Here is a 21,484-nt window from a genome sequence, read left to right on the forward strand (position 1 = left end):
GGCAATTTACCTTAAGTTAGCGCGTGACACTGGAATGACACCCTTGGTGGCAGACAGCTAAAGGAAAATATCAACTAGGTTTATAATCTATCACTACCGTGTTTGCAATTTTGTCGTGAAAAGCTTGTTTATGTTCATCACCTACTGCACATACTAAAACTAAGATTAGTATAGCTAAGAATAAAATGGGATTACAAAGTGATATGCAATAAATTATAAAAAGAGCTATAGTCCTTTTCATTGCTTGCATTGTAGTGATTGACTCAAATGTATCTTTGTCTTTTACACGCATGCTAAATAACAAGTGTCCTGGAGTGCCGCCAAATTTTACTAGCATGAATATATGAAATATACATGGTATCATTAAAAATAAAGAAAATACAATCGTGGTGATTACAATTATTGCACCCATGATCCCTTGTATTGCGTGTGTAAGTGAGAAACCCACCGCCATTAAACCAAATGGTATTGCGATAAATAAAATACAATCAACTATAAATGCTAGAGTACGTCTTGTCATCGTTGAGTAGTTTACTTTTTTATCCATGTACTACCTATAAAGAAAAATATCAACTAGATTTATAGTCTATCACTACTGTTTTTGCAATTTTATCGTAAAAAGTCTGTTTGCGTTGATCAAATACTGCAAACAAAAATAAAATTAGCACAATTAAAAGATATAGAAAAGTATAACCATGATAATGCAGATGAAGCAAAAAGCGAAAAATAATCCAGATGCTTCCCTTAGAAATACATCTTATTGTTGCTTGCATAAGGGTAACATTTGTAAATGTATTAGCATCTTTAATATGCATACCACACAATAGTTTTCCTGGGGTACCACCAAGTTTTGTTACCATTAATATTTTGGATATTGTTAGTACTAATGTTGCGACCACTGTAGAAACTATAAATGGTATTTCTGTTGCTAGTTGTGCAAGTTCCTGAAAAGAGTCTTTATCTTTATCTTGATCTTGTAATGATACGATGAATACACCATAGATAAAACCGAAGATAAAATGAGGGGAAAATATGATGAGGTCAAGTATTTCTGCTACAATACGCCTTGTAAATCCTACATAATTTACTTTAACATTTATTTCAGTATTCATAACCCCACCTATATTTCATAATATCATCATATGATATAAAAATACGTTATTAAATAACCGTAAATATACTAACTTGGGTAATATTAGCTACTTGTGCCACTCTATTATTTAAATTAATATTAAATCATTTATAACTAGGGAAGTTATGTCAACACTAATCACAGTTGCATATGGCGACGGTATCGGACCAGAAATCATGGAAGCGGTGCTGTCGATATTGCGCGAAGCAGAAGCGGAAATCTCAATAGATATTATTGAAATAGGGGAGCGTGTTTACAGTAAAGAATGGTCTCACGGAATTTCTCCAAGTGGTTGGGAATCAATTGAAAGGACAAAAATATTATTAAAATCTCCGACAACAACTCCTCAAGGTAAAGGGCACAAAAGCTTAAACGTTGCACTCAGAAAAAATCTAGGGTTGTATGCAAATATCAGACCATGCATTTCATATCATCCTGTTATAGAAAATAAATTCGATAAGTTTGATATCGTAGTGATACGTGAAAATGAAGAGGACGTTTACACCGGAATAGAGCATAGGCTCACTGGTGACTCTTACCAATGCACTAAAATTATTACTAGATCTGGCTCAGAGAAGATATGCAGGTACGCTTTTGAATATGCAAAAAAACACAACAGAAAAAAAGTAACTTGCCTGACTAAAGATAACATCATGAAAATGACTGACGGAACTTTCCATGCCGCGTTTGATCGCATTGCAAAGGAATACCCAGATATAAAGGCAGAACATTATATAGTTGATATTGGAATGGCGCGTGTTGCAACAGAACCGGAGAATTTTGATGTTATAGTAACCGAGAACTTATATGGCGACATATTATCAGATATAGTCGCACAAACCTCTGGATCTGTGGGGCTTGCCGGAAGTAGCAACATCGGGAATGAATACGCAATGTTTGAAGCAGTGCACGGTTCTGCCCCTGATATTGCAGGAAAAAACATAGCCAATCCTTCTGGTCTTTTAAATGCTGCAGTGCATATGCTAATTTACATAGGTCAAGTGGGTACTGCAAAACTAATCTACGATGCATGGCTCAAGACTTTGGAGGATGGAATACACACTGCCGATTTATATAAGGAGAAAAGAAGTAAACAGAAAGTTGGTACAAAAGAATTTGCAGAAGCTGTTATAGACAATCTAGGAAAAAAACCGAAAACATTATCTGAGCTTATAATTGGCAGTGATCCAAATAGTAAAGTGGATAAAATACAGGATAATTATGAACAGGATTATAAGATTAAAAAACTAGTGGGTAGCGATATAACGCTTGCCTGGAGTAAGCCGGCTGACTTTGACCAAATAGTGAAGTTGTTTGAAACAAGTAATCCGCAGATTATAGCAATATATTCAAAAGGCCTTGCGATTTGGCCAGGAAGTTCAAAGTCTTCAAGTGACCAAATAACCTGCAGGTTCATTGCAAATAATGAAATTACAAATAGTGATGTGAATAACTTGCTAATCAAATTTGAGGAACATAATTTTGATGTGGTGAGAATGGATAAGTTGTATTTGTATGATGGGAAAGAGGGTTTCTTCTCTTAGTGGTTGCTTGATATTTTTATGCTTGTGTGAAACATTAAATATATTATACTAATAGTATCGTGTATTTATGTGAGGTGTAGTAATGAGTCAACATTTTAAGTTAACTGGTCAGGAGTTTTATGATAATAATGATCTGTTTAACGTACTAGAGATAAAAGCTGAACAAATTGTAGGTAAGGATTATCAAGCTCTTAGCAAGTTTCTGAAAAAACAATATAATAAATTGATACTTGTAAACCATCCTGACAAAGGTGGAGACAAAAATAGATTTGATCAGATTTATAAAGCTTATCAAGAGCTAAAAGAGTACATTGAACCTTTAGAGTCAGGAAATCCTTGTGTTAAAGTCAGTGTTGGTGCTGAAAGTAATGGACGTTTAACAGCACGTGAATTTCATTATAGAAAGAAGCTGTTCGATACACTAGGGATTGGTGAAGAAGCTATAGGTAAAGATTTTGATGAATTGACTTCTATATTAAAAAAGAATGATAGTGCGTTTGAAGAGGATGTGGAATACTGTTTTTCAGGAGATATTTATGGCAGTTTTTTTAGGCCGTCAGACCCTGGCGAGCTTAATAAACGCTTATCAAAACCTAGTATACGGCTATTTCTTTATATTTCTCCTCTAAAGGAAAAAAAGAACCTAGTAGATGAGGATAAAAAAGAATTAGCGTTAAGATTTATAGAACGTAAAAATGCCTTACTATTTATTCGGACTCTTAGTGTTCTACCCTTAGGCCTGTTAACTACAGTTACTATAGGTTGCTATTTTTCATGGTGGATCATAGCATTTAACATCGCTATTAGTAGAGCCTTTGGTTTATTAGTGAATTATTATATGGAAAAGTATAAAAATTCAGAAATTTCCACTGATGAATTCATAAGTAAAATGAACTATATCGCGCTAGGCAGTAAGCTTCTTATCAACTATCCTTTAGCTGCTTTTTCTGTTTATCTACTTACAACAAATTTCATTGCTAATAGATTAACTGTTGGTGGAACCATACTTGGTTCACTATTGTTATTGGCAGTATTAATTGAAATGTTAGCTCCTGTTTTCTCAAAAGGCTGTGAAATATATGCTGAAAAGCACACAAAAGATTTACTAGAAGAGGATCCAAGAGATAGGGTACAAGAGGAAACTGACCTGTTAGGATGGTATGATCCACGAAAACTGTTAATGCCAATTGTTATGCCTCTTATTAAAAAGTGTTTTGCGGAAGTGGCAAGCGAATTTGCTGAGAGGAATTTTGATGAGGTAAAAACTGATATGTCTGATGTTAATGCTGAAGGACTATCTAAGCCTAAAGGAATTGAATTTGCACAGCAACCAGTGTAGTATAAGCTTTTAGCTCTATGCATGGACTCAAAAAAAGTAGAACTGATATTTGAAAAATTCAAGCAATCAAATCCTGCACCAAAAATAGAGCTGAATTATACCAATGATTTTACGTTATTAGTTGCGATAGTTCTATCAGCGCGAACAACTGATATAAGCGTTAATAAAATTACAAAGGAGCTATTTAGTATCACTGATACGCCAGAAAAAATGCTGAGTTTTGGGCAGAGTGAGCTAAGAAAATGCATAAGCAGTATTGGTTTATATAATTCCAAAGCAAAAAACATAATCGGGCTCAGCAAAATATTGATTGAGAGGTACAATAGCAAAGTGCCTACTGATTTCGATGATTTGGTGTCTTTGCCGGGAGTGGGAAGAAAGAGCGCTAATGTGTTCTTAAATTCGGGGCTTGGCATTCCAACATTGGCAGTTGATACTCACGTTTTTAGAGTGAGCAATAGAATCGGGCTTGTGAAAGAAAAAGATGTGTTTAAAACAGAACAATCTCTTTTAAATGTGGTTCCCAAAAAATACCTGCTTTATGCTCATCATTGGCTAGTTTTGCATGGTAGATATGTTTGCAAAGCACAGAAACCTTCGTGTGAAACGTGCATAATTCATGATTTATGTGAATTTGAGTGCAAAAGGTATAAAGTCTAGTATTTCTTTTTTTGTCATCCAAGTAGCTATAGAAACGAAAAAACTTACTTGACACATTTTGCTGGAATGATACAAGTTATTATTCAAACAACAGTTATGCAAGAGATCTGATTACATCTAAGCTAACAATGGACCACTAGATATATTACTAACTACGTTGACCTGATTCAATATTTTATTAGTGGGATTGAAATAATTTTCTATAAATTCCTTATATATAGCTGTTAACTTGTGTATATCGTTTACTGATACGCATTCGTTTATCTGATGTGCAGTTTTGTTGATTATACCAAATTCAATCACTGGACAAACATCTTTGATAAACGCAGCGTCAGATGTGCCACCACTTGTGCTAAGTATAGCATCAATGTTGGTAACCTTACTTATTGCATCAAGCATAATATCAGTATTTCTATCGGGAGTAGAGAGGAAAACGTCCCTGCTGCTATGCATAGAAAGTTTATAATCGTTAGTTACACTGGAGCATATTTCATCAATCAACTTATATAAGCCACCCGGTGTTTGTTCATTGTTATATCGAATGTTAAAACGTGTAGTTGCTGAGCCAGGTATTAGATTGCTAGTATTATTTCCAACATCGATAGTAGTAACTTCGCAATGTGAAGGCTGAAAATATTTATTACCATGATCAAAAGTAGTATTTTTTACCTTACTCAATATCGATATTACCTTATATATTGGATTGTCTGCTAGGTCTGGGTAGGCAACGTGCCCTTGTTTTCCATGGCAAATTAATTCAAATGTTACAGAACCTCTTCTGCCTATTTTTATGGTATCACCTAATTTCTCACTACTGGTTGGTTCGCCAACCACACAAAAATCTATCTTTTTCTGCTTATTTTTCATCCATTCCAAAACTGCCTTTGTTCCATATTCTTCCATGCTTTCTTCAGCACTGGTAATCAATGCACTTATTGAACCATTGAACTGAAACTTCTCTGCAATCAAATTTACCATAGCAGCAATAAATGCAGCTACTCCGCTTTTCATATCAGCGGCCCCTCTTCCATATAGCATTCCATCCCTCACTTCTGGTTTAAATGGACCAAATGCCCAATCTTTTAACTGACCCGGTGGTACAACATCAACGTGCCCAGCAAAGCACAAATTTGGTACTCCATTTATATATTTCGCATAAAGATTTTTAACTTTATCACCAAATTCTAAAATCTCACAATCAAAGCCGCTCTTTTTGAAGATTGTTGCTATATACTCTATTGCCCCGCTGTCTTCTGGTGTTATACTCTCAAAAGAGATCAATTTCCTAGTTAGCTCTACAGGGTCAATTTTCATGTCAATCTTAAAATACTTATACTGCTATATTGTAAACACTCTATGCACTATTTAAAACAAATATTACATCAAACCGAACAAACTTTTCTAAGGGAAGTAATAACAGATTACTACCTTGCTGATGATATCTATGAAATATGCACACGACACGGAAATGACGTCTTTCTAGTTGCAGATAAAAATACAGCAAAACTTTTAAACAAAAACGTACTTAATAAAATTCCTAACTTAATTATTCCAGCTCCACCTGCCATTCCAGTGTCACGCGCTGGGATGACATCAGGTAGAGAAATGACACCAAGCAGAGCTGCCTCTCTTGAAACCGTAAATCTAGTTAGAAACAAAGCAAAAGACAGTGACTTAATAGTTGCATTTGGTAGCGGCACTGTTAACGATATCTGCAAATATGCAAGCTACCTCGAGAAAAAAGATTATATATCGTTCCCAACAGCCGCTTCTATGAATGGATATACCTCTGCAAATGCTTCAATATTAGTAAATGGATATAAAAAATCGTTCAAAGCACATCTTCCAAGAGCAGTATATATAGATATAGACATACTTGCCAATGCACCACTGCGTCTCACATTAAGCGGATTTGCAGATTTCATTTGTCGTTCAACAGTTCAGGCTGACTGGCTACTATCTCATTTGTTGCTTGGCACAGAATACAATGAATTACCTTTTACACTTGTTCGCGATTTGGAGCAAATTTTGCTAAGAGAGTATACGGCGCTTACTAAAAGAAGTAGAAAAGTGGTCCTATTACTTATGGAAGTTCTACTAATTTCAGGACTTGGAATGGTAATATCAAAAGGCAGCTATTCTGCAAGCCAAGGAGAGCATATGATAGCTCACGCAATGGAAATGGTAACAAGAGATCATTCCTTACTACATGGCGAAAAAATTGCTGTTACGACGATTACCATGGCTAATTTGCAGGAAAAGATATTATCAATACAAAACCCGATTATCAAACCGACCACTTTAGATGTAAAACATATAACTCAGTGCTTTGATAATATCGAATTTGTAAGAACTTTTGAACAGAAGCAAATTATGCAGCAAAAAATCCAAGAGATTATTTGTAAAGAATGGCATAATATTTCCAGTTTAATTAAGCAAAATTTACTACCTGCAAAACACCTGCAAAAAATATTTGAAGATCTATCAATTCCACACTTACCAGAGCACCTCAGTTGGAATAAAGAACAATATTGTAAAGTGGTCGATCTTGCGTTTACAACAAGAGATAGATTCACCTTTCTTGACTTAGCTAACTGCATAGAAGAAAGTTAAGTTTTGTAGTGAAATTCTGTCATTTAAAGAGATCATAGGCCAAAAGCTAAACCCTTTTCACAATCTCTTATCCATTGTCTCCTCACCTGAGTGGATATACAACTCATTCCAAGTAACTGACACTGGGTTTCACCAATAGCACTGCTTTGCTAAACATAGTTTAGTTCGAGTGGCTGAGGAGGGACTTGAACCCCCGACCAAGAGATTATGATCCTCCTGCTCTACCAACTGAGCTACTCAGCCTAATTAAAAACCTTATTATACACACGATCTATATGTTTCGTATAATACTTCAAATCAAACAAAGATTCAAGTTTTTCCGAGTTAATAACCTTAAGTAAGGGTTTATCTTGTTTCAATTCGGCCAGAAAATCACTGTTGTTTTGTTTCACTTTCATTGCATTGCTCTGAACAATTTTATACGCCTCTTCCCTCGCCAAACCACTATTTACTAACTCAAGCAATACACGCTGTGAGAAAACTAAACCTTTTGAAGAATTTAAGTTCTTTTCAATGTTTTCCTTATTGATCACCAATTTATCTATCAAATCTGTTAATCGCACTAAAGCAAAATCCATTGTTATACAAGCATCAGGAGCAATGCATCTTTCCACAGACGAGTGTGATATATCACGTTCGTGCCACAATGCAACATTTTCTAACGCAGGAAAAACATAACTGCGTATTAAACGTGAGAGTCCAGTCAGATTTTCACTTAAAATAGGATTACATTTGTGTGGCATAGCAGAGCTTCCCTTCTGCCCAGTGGAAAAATGCTCAGAAATTTCGCCGATTTCAGTTCTTTGCAAATGACGAATTTCAACAGCAACATTTTCTATTGAACTTGCAATTACTCCCAAAACTGAAAAGAACATGGCATGTCTATCACGAGGAATGATTTGAGATGATATGGTTTCAGGTATGAGTCCCATTTCTTTCGCTACATATTCTTCAACAAACGGATCAACATTTGCAAAATTGCCTACTGCACCTGATATTTTACAAATTGAGATCTCTTTTTGCGCGCTAATTAATCTCTGATAATTGCGTTTAAATTCAGCATAAAATCTGGCAAATTTTATTCCAAGAGTTGTTGGTTCTGCATGCATTCCGTGACTGCGTCCAACACAAACAATATCTTTATAGTCCTCAGCTTTTTTTTTCAATGCTGCAAGTAAATTTTTTAGATTCTCGAGCAAAATATCACAGGACTCTTTCAGTTGCACCGCAAGGCATGTATCCAAAACATCAGAACTTGTCATTCCATAATGAAGATAACGAACATCAACTCCCGCTTTTTTAGCAATATATGTCAGAAAAGCTATAACATCATGTTTTACAATGGATTCAATTTCGTTGATACATTCAACATCAAATTCAATAGCACCAGAGAGGTTCTCAGCAATATTATTCGGAATCACTCCTAACTTTGCTTGAGCTTCACACGCTAATTTTTCTATTTTAAGCCATATATTAAATTTATTATTTTCCTCCCAAATGGAAGACATTTCTTTTCTGCTATAGCGGGGAATCATTTTTGATTTATTCCAATAATGGTGTCATTCCAGTGCGTGACACTGGAATCCAGATATAAAAGTATTTGCAAATTATTCAATGGACAACGGATTCTAGAAGCATAAAATAATGTCCATGATGAAATAAACTGGATCCCAGTGTCACGCACTGGGATGACATGAGGGAAGCACTGGGATGACACCAGCTTAGCCATGGCAGACATTTCTTTACGGCTATAGCGTGGGATCATTTTTGATTTACTCCAATAATGGTGTCATTCCAGTGCGTGACACTGGAATCCAGGTATAAAAGTATTTGCAAATTATTCAATGGACAACGGATTCTAGAAGCATAAAATAATGTCCATGATGAAATAAACTGGATCCCAGTGTCACGCACTGGGATGACATGAGGGAAGCACTGGGATGACACCAGCTTAGCCATGGCAGACATTTCTTTACGACTATAACAAGGGATCATCTTTGATCAGCTATCATCACCATCAGTAGCTTCTTTATTCGCATCTTGCTCTGCCTCTTGTTGCTCAGACTTCTGATTTTGCAATTTTACTTGCCTTAGCTCATTTGCATCTGTTTCGGATTTCACGACGTATATAGTAATTGGTACTACTACTTCACTATGTAATTCTACGTTTACTTGGTATTCACCCAAGTTTTTGATGCTTACTCCACCAAAAGATAAACTACGGTGATCTATCACATGTCCTTCTTGTAGTAAAATTTTCGCAATTTCACGTGTTGTTACAGAACCAAAAATTTTACCATCCTCTGAAGCTTGCTTTATTAATACCACAAACTTATCATGTAGTGACAACGCAAGCTCTTTTGCTACATTTAATCTTTTTATATTCTCTTCTTCCAGTAATAAACGTTGCTCCTCTAGCTTTGTTAAATTTTCCTTGGTAGCTTTCACCGCTTTTCTTTGTGGAAAAAGAAAATTACGTGCATAACCTGGTTTAACTTTGACAACTTCACCAAGCTTACCTAAAGTCCTTATATTTTCCTTTAAAATTATCAACATAAATTACCTAAACTTTTTTAGTACAGTAAGGAATAAGAGCTAAAAAACGTGCCCTTATGATCGCTAAGCGTAACTTCCTTTGTTTTTTTGCACATACGCCTGTTAATCTTCTAGGTAATATCCTACCATAGTCAGAGGTAAACTTGGATAATAAATCTATATTCTTATAATCTATGTCTTCATCTTTAGACGCAGCAAGAGGGCAAACTTTAGAACGCCTAAAGCCAGTCCTATTATTTACAGATACGTAAGAATTATTAAAACTATTTCGTCTTTTCATCATTATGCGCTTTGCTCCTCAATTTGTTTATTCATCATATGAGATTTACCTTCAAAAATTTTATCAACCTGCACAGGAAAGTGGCGAATAACGTTCTCATTAAGTTTCATTCTACGCATAAATTCATCCAGAATGCTTGCAGTAGAACTTATGCACATTATACAATAATGACCGCTCTTCATTTTATTTTTGTGATATGCAAAATCCAAAAGACCCCAATGTTCATACTTGATTAATCCTGATGCTTCAATGTTTTTCAAAAGCATTTCCAACGCTTTGCTCGATTGAGTTGGACCGTTTATTCTAAAATCTTTCAAAATATCTTGAAAAATCTTTATTAGATGTTCTGAAATATTTCTCTTCAAAGCATTTACTGCGTTATGGATAAACGCACTTTTAGTACTGCCTCCTAGAAATTTTGTAAAATCTTGCGTTATTCCTAAATCTTTTAGGTCATCTTTCAACTCTTTATCGATTTTTGACTTCACTTCTTTCAAATTTGAAAGATCTTCTTCTAATTCAACCCATAAAATTTTTGTAAGATCTTCCAAGAAATCAGAGTAAGCAACTAGACTTTCTTTAATGTCCTCAGCACGCACTTCTAACTCTTGTTTTGTAAGCTTGTCATTTCCTTTTTTCAGAATATCCCTGATTTGCTGGAACATAATATCTGCTTTAATATTTTTCAATGAAACAGCTAGCTCTTGGACCATCTCCTCTACTTCTTGCTGTAACAATCCTTGTTGTGCTATAAAAGTAAATTCATAAAGATTCACTATATCTTCCTTTAATACCGATTAAATATTTCATTATATAAAGCTTTTTTATATAAGCAAGTTATTTGTATTAATTTCTACGCCTTTAATCCAGCTTAAATTAGATATTTCATAAATTACTTGAGGAGCAATTGAGTATGCACCTGGTAATAAGATGCTCACTTTATGTTTTTCGAGAAGAAGTTTTAGCATTATTTTGGTTCTGCCTTCATCTTTCAATATTGTGTTTAATTCCATAGCGGCTTTTTGCGAATCCGTGCACTCAGTGGTGAGAACTAATTCTTTTATTGTAGAAGTGACTCTTTTTGTAAACTCAGATATATCCTTGCCTGCTAATCTTGTTGTATTTTCCGAAGCTTCAAGATCAATTATCACAAATGTTCCTGGTGAAAATAAATCTCTTTTTTCTTCTATTATTTCATTATTATAGAATGCTATTTCAGAAACGTTATGGGGATCAGAAAGTGTGAGGATAACAAACCTTCCACGCTCTGAAGTTCTCATACGTGCATTTAATATTACCCCAGCAGTTTTTGCTGTTCTATTTTCTCCGATAAACCCAATATTTAACTTTTCCAGAAGAGTTCTAAATTTTTCAAGCGGATGATTAGTTAAATAAAATCCTAGTGAAAATAACTCATGTTCTAATTTTTCCTCTTCATCAAAATCTTCCACATTCTCAAGTTTCGGTTTGAGGACATCAAGACTACCAAACAAAGCAGCTTGACTTGATTCTCTATCCTGTTTGTTTTTATTTGCAAAGTAAATCAGCGTGTCCATTGACTCATATAGCTGCTTTCTGTTCTTATGCACGCTATCGAATGCTCCGGATTTAATCAGGCTTTCTAGCGCTCTCTTATTTATTATATGACCTGAATTTTGAATGAATTCCCATATGTCCTTACAAGCGCTTGAACGTACGTTCACTATTCCTTCCGCTATAGAAAAACCAACATTCCTCAAGGCAGCAATACCATAACGTATGCGTTCATCCTCTATTGAGAATTCAGCTTGAGACTTGTTTATATCAGGTGAAAGAACGGTAACGCCACTAAACTTTGCTGCATGATAAAATAAATTCAGTTTATCTCTATCATCAATATTCAGATTCATTAGTGCTGTAAAAAATTCTAATGGATAATTAGCTTTAAGGTAAGCCGTTTGATAAGATATAACCGCATATGCTGCAGCATGAGATTTATTGAACCCATAACCAGCAAATTTTGCAACAAGGTCAAAGATATAACTTGCCCTGTCATAATCAACGCCATTTTTTGTTGCCCCTTGGATGAAAAGTTCACGTTGTTTATCCATCTCTTCCTTAATTTTCTTACCCATGGCACGTCTTAGCAAATCTGCTTCTGCGAGACTATATCCAGAGAGAATACGCGCTATTTCCATCACTTGTTCTTGGTAAATTATTACCCCAAATGTCTCTTTTAATACTTCCTCAAGTAACGGATGAATATAATCTGGCTTTTCAAGGCCATGCTTTCTTGCAACGTAAGTTGGAATGTTATCCATAGGTCCTGGACGATAAAGGGAAATTAAAGCGATAATATCTTCAATGCAGTCCGGTTTTAGTTTAATTAAAGCTTCTCTCATTCCCGAACTTTCAAGCTGAAACACTCCAATTGAATCACCGCTTGAGAGTATCTCATAGGTTTTTTGGTCATTTAAAGGAACTGAAGAAATATCAATCTTTTTTCCATCACGATTAATTAAACGACATACATGATCTATTAGCGTTAGCGTACCAAGCCCAAGAAAATCAAATTTTATTAGCCCAGCTTTCTCCACATATTTCATGCTGTATTGAGTGATTGGCAAAGCTGAATTTGGATCATAATACACAGGAACAAAATTTTCCAACTTTTGATCACATATTACAATTCCAGCAGCATGGGTTGAAACGTGACGATATATTCCTTCAAGCTTAAGAGATATATCAAGAAGCTTTGCAATTACCTCATCACTATCTCGTTCTTTCTGCAGGTTTTGATCAAACTCTATCGCTTGTGATAAAGTTACAGGATTTACTGGATTAAATGGAACCATTTTAGATATTTTATCCACTTGAGAGTAAGGCATTTGCAATACTCTACCAACATCACGCAATACTGCCCTTGCCTGCAATTTACCAAAAGTGATTATTTGAGCAACATAACCGTACTTTTTCTGAACATAATCAATAACCAGGTCCCTTTTCTCTTGGCAGAAATCGATATCAAAGTCAGGCATCGATACACGATCAGGATTCAAAAATCTTTCAAATATTAGGCCAAACTTTATTGGATCAAGGTCTGTAATCTGCAAGCCCCAAGCAACAATTGATCCAGCACCAGAGCCTCTTCCTGGACCAACTGGAATGCCATTTGCTTTGCTCCAACGAATGAAATCAGAAACTATCAAAAAGTAGCCAGCGTAGTTCATCGAAGTTATCACACTCAGTTCGTAATTCAGCCGATCGTAGTATTGTTTAAGGTCTATGTCTGTCTCATTCGCAATACGGAATTCTAATCCTGCAACTGCCTGCTCCCTCAGTTCTTCATTCTCAGTTTTATTTTCTCTACAAGGAAATTTAGGCAAAATAGGCTGCCTGCTTCTTGGCATGTAAGAGCACCGCTTAGCTATCACTAAAGTGTTATGAATTGCTTCGGGAATGTCGCTGAACAGCTCCTCCATTTCTGCCACAGACTTGAAGTAATGCTCGGTAGTTAACTTCTTTCTGTTATTCTCCAGGGCATAACTCCCCTCCGATATACACGTTAATATATCATAAGCCTCATAGTCAGACCTATTTGGAAAAAACACATCGTTCGTTGCAACTAGTGGTATATTGCGCTGATAAGCAAAGTCTATCAAAGCTTCTTCAAGCTCTAGCTCTTTATTCAACCCATGACGCTGCAATTCAACATATAAATGACCATTGAATGCTGAAAGCAGTTTTTCAACCGTTTCTTTATCTTGCCTCAACAATAGTTGAGCCAAACATCCACCGGTTAAAGCGATCAGACCCGTACTTAAATTCAATAGCTCATCAAAATCAACGTAAGGAATATCGCTGTTATTCTTGCGCTTTCTAAAAGACTCACTCACCAAAGTGACTAAATTAGTGTACCCTTGCTCATTTTTTGCAAGCAATAATATAGGTAAATTTTGTTCTGAATGTTTAACTATAATATTGCATCCTATTATTAGCTGTATTCCCCTACTTGCCGCATATTCTGCAAACTCAAGTGAACCAAATAAATTACCTGAATCAGTAATTGCAACCGCTGGCATTTTATTTCGCAAACAAAGGCCGATCAGCTCCTCAATTTTAACCGAGCTTTCAAGCAGCGAATAAACACTATGAACACGTAAGTGTATGAACATAAGAAACTTTAGATCAACAAAAAAGGATAACATTAATTTACTCATGAGAACATAATTTTCATGAGAACAAAAGCCTATAAAATTCTAAAATTAAAATACAAAAACTTACTTGACAAACTCCGCCAGCTCCCTTATCATGATAGTGGAGCTATTGTATTTGCTTTCGCCAATCTGCAGATTAAAAGGTAAGGATTACTTAATGTATCGGCGTCTTATGTTCAATTTTTTGCAGTATATAGATACTGTATGTCTTTACAAAACTTCATCTACATCTAGATTTTTATCTAAATAAGCTGAACGCGCTTATAAAGCGTTACAAGACATCAAAAAATGCCAATACTCGACAGAGATAGTAAAAGACTAGCTAACTCGGGGATTCTTTGTCTTTTTTTCTGCTTAGTAAATTTCTTAAACATTTGCAGCGTAAGTTAGTTGCAATTAAAAGCGGCTGAATCTCGCTTGTCAAGCGTTTAAAACATAAAAAACGCCAATATTTTAAAGCGGATAATAACCACGGGGCTTCTTTTGCCTTTTTTTTCATTTGGTAAATTTCTTAATGTTTATGGCTAAACGACAACCGTCATCCCGCTACTTGTTAGCGGGATCTCTTGTTAGCGGCTAAGGGATACCGCGAATGAATCGCGGTATGACGTAGGGATTGCATTAGCTATAATTCTTTAGTTTTCACTTTTCTTTTAACCTTGCAATGATATTTTCTTTGCCGATAAAAATTAATAGTTTAGCGAGCTCTGGTCCTGTTTCTGTTCCTGTTAAAGCTAAGCGCAACTGCATAAATAGGTCTTTTGCCTTTATATCTACTGTGTGCCGAATAGTTGTGACCCACTCTGATAATGTGTTTTCATTATAATCGTCTTGAGGCAATGTATTGAGCGCGATTTTTATAAGCTCCTTATCAAGAATCACAGGCTCTATATCGGATTTGCATATTTTCCACCACTTGGCCACCTCAGAAAACCTTTCTATATTGTTCTTTATAAAATACCAAAACTCTGAGGAGTCCACTCCAATTTGATTTAAACGTTCTTGTATAATTTCAAATGGCATTTGTTGCAGCACTTTGCTATTTAGCTTGTATGCTTCACTCAAGCTAAATTGCGTACATGCTGAGCTAAATTTTTTAATGTCAAATGAATCAATCAAAGATTGCATACAGGCGCAAGCTTCAATTGGATTGGATGTTCCAAGCTTCACTAAATAACTAACTAGTGCCATCGGTTCAATTTCATCTTCTTTTATAGATTTAATGTCCAGCACGCCGGTTCGCTTGGATATTTTGCTATCATCAAAATGTAGCAGAGAAAGGTGAGCAAATGTAGGGATTTTCGCTTTTAATGCTTTAATCATTTGGATTTGCACTGCGGTATTAGTTACATGATCTTCCCCGCGTACAATATGAGTTACATTAAAGTCAACATCATCAGTAACAGAAGGTAACATGTATGTGTAAATTCCATCTTCTCTTTTTACCACAGGATCGCTGATGTGACTTGTTGCAATATTTATTTCACCTTTAACTTCATCATTCCATTTAACAACTTCATTTCTATCCAACTTAAATCTAAAATGTGGTCTTCTTCCTTCTTGCTCATAACTAATTTTCTCTTGCTCAGTTAGAAGTAACGCGCTTCTGTCATATACAGGGGGAAGTCCTTGTTTTAACTGCAATTTTCGTTTAATGTCTAACTCTTCTCTTGTTTCATAGCATGCATAAATATGCCCTTCTTTTATTAACTGCAAAAACACCTCATTGTAACGCTCAAAGCGCTCTGATTGCTTGAAACTTGCATCCCAATTGATACCAATCCATTTCAAATCTTGTATGATATCATTTATATATTTGACATCTGAACGCTGAAGGTCAGTATCATCAAAACGGAGTAAAAATTTTCCATTTTGATTGCGTGTGTACATCCAACAAACCAAGGCAGTTCGTACGTTTCCTACGTGGAGGTAGCCAGTTGGGCTTGGAGCGAATCTTGTTAGCATTTAAATAGCAATATTGTTTACTCTAATTTATTTTAATTTTATATAAATATATGGCTAGAGCAAGCGAGATCTGCTAATACAATTGAGCAAGAGAAGAATAAGTATGGCTATAGCGTTGTGGCACCTTTGATATTTGATGGATTAAGACCATATGATAAATTCAAGAAAATTCACAGCTTGACGGCAAAGGCTAATGTAGCATTATATTGGTATCATGACTAACTTAGAAAAGATGAGAGAAAAACTGCAAGATCAAATAAATTATCATAATGTTTTGTATCACCAAAAAAATAAGCCAGAAATAAGTGATGCTGAATATGATGAACTGAAGAAAAAGTTAGCTGAAATAGAGCCAGAAATTTATGCGACACAAGATAGTGTTGGTGCTCCACCTGATGAGAGGTTTTCTAAGGTGGAACATCAAGAACCTATGCTTTCCCTTGAGAATGCTTATGATGAACAAGGTGTAGAGAAATTTTTGTCTAAAATAAAGAGGTTTTTAATTGAGGACAAAATAGAGATATTATGTGAACCAAAAATTGATGGGTTGTCGTTTTCTGCAATTTATGAGGATGGAAGATTTGTTAAAGCTGCAACTCGAGGTGATGGTTTTGTAGGGGAAGATGTCACTCACAATGTTGCAACAATAAAAGGCTTTCCTAAGTTTTTGCAAGGTGTGCAAGGAAGACTAGAAGTAAGAGGTGAAATATACATCAGTAACAGCGACTTTTTAAAGTTAAATGAAAACGATGAATTTGCCAATCCTCGAAATGCAGCCGCTGGTTCTCTAAAGCAATTGGATGCAAACATTACAGCAAGCAGACCTCTTAGATATTTTGCTTATTCTTTGATTGGTGGAGCAGAGAAAAGTCAAAGTGAGGTACTAAATAAGCTTGAGGCACTTGGTTTTTGCGTAAATGAGCATCAGTCCTTAACGAGTAGTTTAGATGGAATGCTGAAGTTCTATAATGAAGTCTATAACTGTCGCTATAACTTGGATTATGATATTGATGGAATAGTCTATAAAGTAAATGATTTGGTACTACAAAATCGTCTAGGGAATACTCACAAAGCACCGCGCTCAGCACTTGCATACAAGTTTTCTGCGGTTTATGCAAAAACAAAGTTAAACAAGATATTTATACAGGTGGGCAGAACAGGGGTTTTAACTCCAGTTGCAGATTTAGTGCCAGTTAATATTGGTGGGGTGCTAGTTAGTAGAGCAAGTCTGCATAACCAAGATGAGATAAAACGTAAAGACATAAGAGAGGGAGATATTGTAACAATCAAAAGGGCAGGGGATGTAATTCCCCAGATCGTTGAAGTAAGCAGAGATTCTCGTCTTCCAAATACACCTGAATTTGTGTTTCCTGAAGTATGCCCTGAATGTGGTAGTAAAGTACGTCAGGTTGAGGGAGAGGCTGCAGTAAGATGTCCTGAGGAATTTGCCTGTAAAGCTCAAATAATAGAAAAACTAAAGCATTTTGTATCGAAAGATGCATTTGACATTGTTGGCCTTGGTGATAAGCAGATAGAGTTTTTTTACGACCTTGGTCTGATAAAACAAATTCCCGATATTTTTACTTTAGAAGAAAGATTGGATGAATTTAATCTGGAAGAACAGTCTGGTTGGGGCGAGAAATCTATAGCTAATTTGTTAAATTCTATACAAAGCAGAAGGGTAATAACTCTAGATAGGTTTATATTTTCTTTAGGTATTAGATTTATTGGCCAAGTTGCAGCAGAATTGCTTGCAGATTATTATGTTTCTTATAATAACTGGTATAATTCGATGATTGAACTGTCATTAGATAATACTGAGCTAGTAGGTATAGATGGCATAGGAAAAAAAGGGGCTGAATCTTTGGAATCATTTTTTTCTAAGGAACATAACATCAAAATGTTAAATGATCTTACTGCTTGTCTTCAAATTCTTCCTGTGAGCTCCAACTCTAGTGACTCTGTTTTAAATAATAAAATTATAGTGTTTACTGGTAAGCTACTTGCTATGAGTAGAGGAGAGGCAAAAGTAAGAGCCAAAACTCTGGGAGCAAAGGTCAGCTCACATCTTTCTGCTAAAACTGACTACCTAATTGCAGGAGAAAAACCAGGATCCAAATATAAAAAGGCAGTGGAATTAGGTGTAGAAATTTTAGATGAAGACCAGTGGCATAAAGTGATAAGTTTGGGAGTGTTCAAATGAAACTTGGATTGTATATTAAATCAAAGTTGCAAGACTATTTAGAGAGTAGCCAATTCTTTCCATCCAAGAATCATTTTATTGACTTGCCTCAATTTTTCAACAGAAGGCAAGTCTTCTGTGCTGAGCGGTAGGCGGACAGTTTGATGTTCTATAAGACCAATATCATGCAAAAGTGCTTTAGTAGGTATTGGGTTGCTGGCAGTAAATAACGCTTCGCAAGCCTGTTGCCAGATATCTGCCTGAGGGTTCCTGCCATTGAGGCACTTCTTAACATATTCATGTGCTACATATGGCCAAACATTGGAAGCAACGGAAACCAGGCCAGCCGCACCATAAGCGGCCATATCGGATATCATATTATCATCTCCACAAAAGACCTCAATATTTGGTGCAACTTTCTTATACTGAGCTAAAGTATCAACAGTGCCACTTGAATCTTTGATAGCCCAAAATTTTTCGTGGCTGGATAAGTTGCGTACAGTTTCAGCGTGAAGATTTATTCCTGCTCTTGATGGAATATTGTAAAACATAACCGGCACATGTGCTTTCTCAAGCAGCTTTTCAAACCATAAAGTCTGCCCCATAATTCCGGGCTTTGCATAAATGGGAGTTGTCATTAGATAGCCATGAATAGGCATACCCTTGCAAAAATCAAGCCATTCAAGAGTCTGATATAGATTCACTCCTGGTACGCCAATTATAATTTTCGTATTTAATTTTAGCTTACATACGAATTCAACTAATGTACGCTTTTCAGAATCAGTAAGCGATAGGCTCTCACCTGTGCTACCCAGCAACACTACGCCATTTTCAGCTTTAACTTGCATTGTCAGTAAACGCTGCAAACTGCTATAATCTATACTATCTCCATTGCAATTAAAAGGAGTAACACAAGCAGTCCATAAAAATGTAGATTTCAATTTAAATTGTTAAAATGGTATTTCATCGTCGAGTAGTTCATCTTTTATATCGTTGTCAAAACTTTCGTGTTTATCTTTTTGTTCTGTTTCACCTTGTTTGTACTCACTTGGCTTGTAATCAGAATTTGGCGCACTATTTCGTGAATCCAAGAGAGTAAGAGCGCTATTAAAATTATATAGAACCACCTCTGTTGTGTATCTTTCACCACCGTTTTGGTCAGTCCATTTTCTAGTTCTCAAAGAACCTTCAACATAAACTTTACTGCCTTTACGTGCAAAATCTTTGACGATTTTTACTAATCCTTCACTAAAAATTACGATATTATGCCACTCTGTCTTTTCAGAGCGCATACCGGAAAGTTTGTCAGTCCAACTTTCAGACGTGGCTATTGAAAAACTTGCCATTTCTTTTCCATTTTGTGTAGTCCTAATTTCAGGATCTTTTCCTAAATTACCAACTAGTATGACTTTGTTTATGGTACCACCAGACATAATTATGCTCTAAATAAATCCTTTTATTATCTTATGTGAAAATACTATTGTCAAATTTAATTAAAAGTGCGCTTGGAGGGATTCGAACCCACGGCCTTTGCCTCCGGAGGGCAACGCTCTATCCAACTGAGCTACAAGCGCATATATATTTAAGTTATTTAATAGATAAGCCATCCAAGTCAAATTTTTGTTTTGGATAAAGCGTAAACATAATACTCCCATATCCAAAATATACATTTTGAGAATCATTCGCATGCTTTTTTATTGCTTTTTGATCTACGGTCCATACAAAAGTTACATAATTTTCAGTGACTGAGTGCACTTTTAAATCCTTAGTATTTATAAACAGTTTTCCATTTACCCATATTTTCCATGTATCGGGAGAAAGATATAAAATTGAGTCTAAACTCACTACCTTACAGTTGAAATTATCTGATACCTCCTCTTTTACAGCTCTTGAAGATCGTAAATTGAACTTTTCCATTTCATTGACCATTCTATTAACTGGCTCTTCATCAAAAAAAATGCTTTTTACGTTACTATATTGTGACAAAACGTCAAAGTCACTTTCCACTGCTTCTCTTATTATATCGTCCCGATCTGTATAGCTTAGTTTTTGATTGTTGATAAAGAAACACTCTTTTGCACGCAAATTTGCTATATCAATAAAATCGTCGATTTCTTGATTGCCAACTTTAAGAATACTTTCAAAATATCTTTTTTCTATCATCATTCCATACTGAGAATGATGACAAACCATTTCATCATTACCTTGTTTTTCTATATATACGCATAAATTTCCACTATTTAATCCTAATATTTTATGCTCAATAAAATCTTCATTGCCAATATATTGTCGGCAAGAATACTCCTTACAAATTTCTATGCTTTCTATGATATCTTCACAACTGCAATATGCATTAACATTGGAAATGAGTAGCGTAAAAATAAAAAACAGCTTTATGTTCATCACCTTATCTACTTAATATAGTATACCAATCAAAGACTATATTAGCTCTCACTATCTCTATCATATTACCATTCAAAATCTGATTCATAGTTGCAGCATCAATATTTCTCTGCTTATTTAAAATGAGAGATTTGATCATAACATAACCGGGCAGATTTGGAATAGACTGTAGAAATAAAAAAATATGCTTATCGCTGATTGAGCTTAAATTTAGGACCACTTCACTTTTTATTACTTTTGTGCGTTCACTTTTGTTGTGGAGCTCAACTTCTTCGGGTATAGAAATTGATATTTCAGGTTCTAATATATAGTACTTTTTATATAACTTGCTAAGCTCGAAATTTAAATTTGCAATGTATCTGCTACTATGTAAATTTGAAGAAGAAATTTTTTTCCATAAATCTAGGTTTTTATTTAGAACAACTTCCTTTTTTTGAATTCCAGTAATCTGTAAATTAATAGAACGTATTTTATCAATCGCAATTTGGTTTTTATTATAAATCTTTTCGTTATAGATAACAACATATGTTAATAACCCTATTAATCCAACAGATAATAACAAATACGATATAAACTGAATTGTAGCTTTTCTTTTTAATTGAGAGATAGTCATT

At 35.2% G+C, this 21,484-nt stretch carries 20 protein-coding genes and 2 tRNA genes; 5 read left to right on the top strand and 17 right to left on the bottom strand.

All coding sequences use genetic code 11. The features are described 5' to 3' along the window. Positions 1-70: 70 nt before the first annotated feature. Both AAGD76_RS03135 and AAGD76_RS03140 read right to left on the bottom strand, forming a co-directional pair. The gene (locus AAGD76_RS03135) at positions 71-547 is read right to left on the bottom strand and encodes an RDD family protein (protein WP_006279800.1); all 477 of its coding nucleotides are present in this window, start codon (positions 545-547) and stop codon (positions 71-73) included. Positions 548-569: 22 nt separating this feature from the next. Then, positions 570-1,112, bottom strand: coding sequence for an RDD family protein (locus AAGD76_RS03140; RefSeq protein WP_155969099.1), 543 nt, complete (start codon positions 1,110-1,112; stop codon positions 570-572). A 145-nt stretch (positions 1,113-1,257) separates the two neighbouring features. Between AAGD76_RS03140 and icd the strand changes: the two genes are divergently transcribed. From icd to nth, 3 genes are all read left to right on the top strand, one after another. After that, positions 1,258-2,676 (top strand): isocitrate dehydrogenase, encoded by a 1,419-nt coding sequence (gene icd / locus AAGD76_RS03145; protein WP_010082497.1) that lies wholly within the window; start codon positions 1,258-1,260, stop codon positions 2,674-2,676. 82 nt (positions 2,677-2,758) lie between these two features. Then, positions 2,759-4,015: a molecular chaperone DnaJ gene (locus tag AAGD76_RS03150; RefSeq protein WP_341820354.1), complete on the top strand. Its 1,257-nt coding sequence runs from the start codon at positions 2,759-2,761 to the stop codon at positions 4,013-4,015. 21 nt (positions 4,016-4,036) lie between these two features. Beyond that, positions 4,037-4,675: an endonuclease III gene (nth, locus tag AAGD76_RS03155; protein ID WP_209472633.1), complete on the top strand. Its 639-nt coding sequence runs from the start codon at positions 4,037-4,039 to the stop codon at positions 4,673-4,675. 117 nt (positions 4,676-4,792) lie between these two features. Here the strand turns inward: nth and dapE are convergent, their stop codons facing one another. Next, a complete protein-coding gene (dapE, locus tag AAGD76_RS03160; protein ID WP_010082500.1) occupies positions 4,793-5,989 on the bottom strand; it encodes a succinyl-diaminopimelate desuccinylase in 1,197 nt (398 codons plus the stop codon). A gap of 42 nt (positions 5,990-6,031) precedes the next feature. Between dapE and AAGD76_RS03165 the strand changes: the two genes are divergently transcribed. After that, on the top strand, positions 6,032-7,288 hold the full coding sequence (locus AAGD76_RS03165; RefSeq protein ID WP_341814764.1) for an iron-containing alcohol dehydrogenase: 1,257 nt from the start codon (positions 6,032-6,034) through the stop codon (positions 7,286-7,288). A gap of 170 nt (positions 7,289-7,458) precedes the next feature. Here AAGD76_RS03165 and AAGD76_RS03170 read toward each other — a convergent pair. From AAGD76_RS03170 to gltX, 9 genes are all read right to left on the bottom strand, one after another. Continuing rightward, positions 7,459-7,531 (bottom strand) — tRNA-Met (locus AAGD76_RS03170). Next, a complete protein-coding gene (gene purB / locus AAGD76_RS03175) occupies positions 7,531-8,823 on the bottom strand; it encodes an adenylosuccinate lyase (RefSeq protein ID WP_010962833.1) in 1,293 nt (430 codons plus the stop codon). The genes AAGD76_RS03170 and purB overlap by 1 nt, the downstream gene beginning before the upstream one ends. Further along, positions 8,820-9,053 carry a hypothetical protein gene (locus tag AAGD76_RS03180; protein WP_341820355.1) on the bottom strand — a complete coding sequence of 78 codons (234 nt, stop codon included), beginning with the start codon at positions 9,051-9,053 and terminating at the stop codon, positions 8,820-8,822. The genes purB and AAGD76_RS03180 overlap by 4 nt, the downstream gene beginning before the upstream one ends. Beyond that, positions 9,050-9,283 carry a hypothetical protein gene (locus tag AAGD76_RS03185; protein WP_182282649.1) on the bottom strand — a complete coding sequence of 78 codons (234 nt, stop codon included), beginning with the start codon at positions 9,281-9,283 and terminating at the stop codon, positions 9,050-9,052. The genes AAGD76_RS03180 and AAGD76_RS03185 overlap by 4 nt, the downstream gene beginning before the upstream one ends. Positions 9,284-9,289: 6 nt before the next feature. Then, positions 9,290-9,844 carry a 50S ribosomal protein L9 gene (gene rplI / locus AAGD76_RS03190; RefSeq protein ID WP_006279792.1) on the bottom strand — a complete coding sequence of 185 codons (555 nt, stop codon included), beginning with the start codon at positions 9,842-9,844 and terminating at the stop codon, positions 9,290-9,292. Positions 9,845-9,851: 7 nt separating this feature from the next. Continuing rightward, on the bottom strand, positions 9,852-10,127 hold the full coding sequence (rpsR, locus tag AAGD76_RS03195) for a 30S ribosomal protein S18 (RefSeq protein ID WP_007548890.1): 276 nt from the start codon (positions 10,125-10,127) through the stop codon (positions 9,852-9,854). After that, on the bottom strand, positions 10,127-10,900 hold the full coding sequence (locus tag AAGD76_RS03200) for a 30S ribosomal protein S6 (protein ID WP_010082465.1): 774 nt from the start codon (positions 10,898-10,900) through the stop codon (positions 10,127-10,129). The genes rpsR and AAGD76_RS03200 overlap by 1 nt, the downstream gene beginning before the upstream one ends. A 48-nt stretch (positions 10,901-10,948) precedes the next feature. Beyond that, the gene (dnaE, locus tag AAGD76_RS03205) at positions 10,949-14,278 is read right to left on the bottom strand and encodes a DNA polymerase III subunit alpha (protein ID WP_341820559.1); all 3,330 of its coding nucleotides are present in this window, start codon (positions 14,276-14,278) and stop codon (positions 10,949-10,951) included. A 684-nt stretch (positions 14,279-14,962) separates the two neighbouring features. Then, positions 14,963-16,285: a glutamate--tRNA ligase gene (gene gltX / locus AAGD76_RS03210; protein ID WP_253303429.1), complete on the bottom strand. Its 1,323-nt coding sequence runs from the start codon at positions 16,283-16,285 to the stop codon at positions 14,963-14,965. A gap of 214 nt (positions 16,286-16,499) precedes the next feature. Here gltX and ligA point away from each other — a divergent pair, with 214 nt between their 5' ends. Next, the gene (ligA, locus tag AAGD76_RS03215; RefSeq protein WP_341820356.1) at positions 16,500-18,488 is read left to right on the top strand and encodes an NAD-dependent DNA ligase LigA; all 1,989 of its coding nucleotides are present in this window, start codon (positions 16,500-16,502) and stop codon (positions 18,486-18,488) included. Between the two features lie 38 nt (positions 18,489-18,526). Here the strand turns inward: ligA and dapA are convergent, their stop codons facing one another. From dapA to AAGD76_RS03240, 5 genes are all read right to left on the bottom strand, one after another. Continuing rightward, the gene (gene dapA / locus AAGD76_RS03220) at positions 18,527-19,408 is read right to left on the bottom strand and encodes a 4-hydroxy-tetrahydrodipicolinate synthase (RefSeq protein ID WP_077188220.1); all 882 of its coding nucleotides are present in this window, start codon (positions 19,406-19,408) and stop codon (positions 18,527-18,529) included. Between the two features lie 9 nt (positions 19,409-19,417). After that, on the bottom strand, positions 19,418-19,900 hold the full coding sequence (ssb, locus tag AAGD76_RS03225; RefSeq protein ID WP_010082448.1) for a single-stranded DNA-binding protein: 483 nt from the start codon (positions 19,898-19,900) through the stop codon (positions 19,418-19,420). Positions 19,901-19,967: 67 nt separating this feature from the next. After that, positions 19,968-20,041 (bottom strand) — tRNA-Arg (locus AAGD76_RS03230). 13 nt (positions 20,042-20,054) lie between these two features. Beyond that, complete coding sequence (locus AAGD76_RS03235) at positions 20,055-20,870, bottom strand: hypothetical protein (RefSeq protein ID WP_065094808.1); 816 nt, start codon at positions 20,868-20,870, stop codon at positions 20,055-20,057. A gap of 4 nt (positions 20,871-20,874) precedes the next feature. Further along, on the bottom strand, positions 20,875-21,483 hold the full coding sequence (locus AAGD76_RS03240) for a hypothetical protein (RefSeq protein ID WP_065094800.1): 609 nt from the start codon (positions 21,481-21,483) through the stop codon (positions 20,875-20,877). Position 21,484 lies beyond the last annotated feature (1 nt).

The sequence above is a fragment of the Wolbachia endosymbiont (group A) of Cydia strobilella genome (genome assembly GCF_964026745.1).
GTDB lineage: Bacteria > Pseudomonadota > Alphaproteobacteria > Rickettsiales > Anaplasmataceae > Wolbachia > Wolbachia pipientis.